The organism is Nocardia brevicatena NBRC 12119 (genome assembly GCF_000308495.1).
Taxonomy (GTDB): Bacteria; Actinomycetota; Actinomycetes; order Mycobacteriales; family Mycobacteriaceae; genus Nocardia; species Nocardia brevicatena.
Window position 1 is genome coordinate 1 of the sequence record NZ_BAFU01000171.1, and the last position, 959, is coordinate 959.

Consider the following 959-nt stretch of genomic DNA (forward strand, 5'->3'; position numbering starts at 1 on the left):
AGGCCGTGTCGCCTAATTGATTGTGATGTGCGAGGATGCGACCGTGGTTCGCGCGGAGCAGATTTCGGATGAGTTTTGGGCGTTGGTGGAGCCGTTGATGCCGTCGAGTCGGGGGCGGCGGGGGCGGCCGTTCACGCTGGATCATCGGCTGGTGTTGGAGGGTATCGCGTGGCGGTTCCGTACCGGTTCGCCGTGGCGGGATGTGCCGGTGGAGTTCGGACCGTGGCGTACGTTGTGGAAGCGTCACCAGCGGTTCTGTGTGGACGGGACGTATCAGCGGATGCACGAGGTGGTGTGCGCGGCCTACAGGGTCTCGGCCGAGGACGTGTGGATCGAGCGGCTGCTGTCGATAGACTCGACGGCGGTGCGGGCGCATCAGCACGCGGCGGGTGCTCCGCGGATGCCGGGTCTTGTGATGAGGGTGTGCGTGCCGGGCACGGGGGGCTGATCCGGTCCGGTTCCGTATCGAACCGGCCGGTCGAACCGCCTGATCATGCGTTGGGTCGTTCGCGTGGCGGGTTGACCACCAAGATTCACGGGTTGGCCGATGCGGCTTGCGGTTTCGTCGCGTTGCGGCTCTCGCCGGGCAACGCCCACGACAACCCGCATCTGCTGCCGTTGCTCGATGGACATCGCTTGTGCAGTGGTATCGACGGCTCAGACATCCACCTGCTCGCCGACAAGGCGTACACGGGCCGGAGAACACGCTCCGAGCTGCGGAAACGACGGATAAAGCATGAGATCCCCGAAAAGCGGAACGAGGTAGCGGCCCGCAAGAAGAAGGGGCGCAGGGGCGGGCGACCGCCGGGTTTCGACGCCGAGAAATACGAGTGGCGCAACACTGTTGAGCGCGGGTTCAACCAGCTCAAACACTGGCGGGGTGTCGCAACCCGCTACGACAAGTACGCCGTCATGTTCCTCGGTGGCGTACTCCTTGCCGGCTCGATCCGGATTGTCCG

General features: G+C 65.0%; 1 pseudogene. It reads left to right on the forward strand.

Going from position 1 to position 959, the window contains the following annotated elements:
* Window positions 1–43 precede the first annotated feature (43 nt).
* Window positions 44–959: pseudogene (locus tag ON20_RS34915) on the forward strand (IS5 family transposase); the annotation flags it as partial.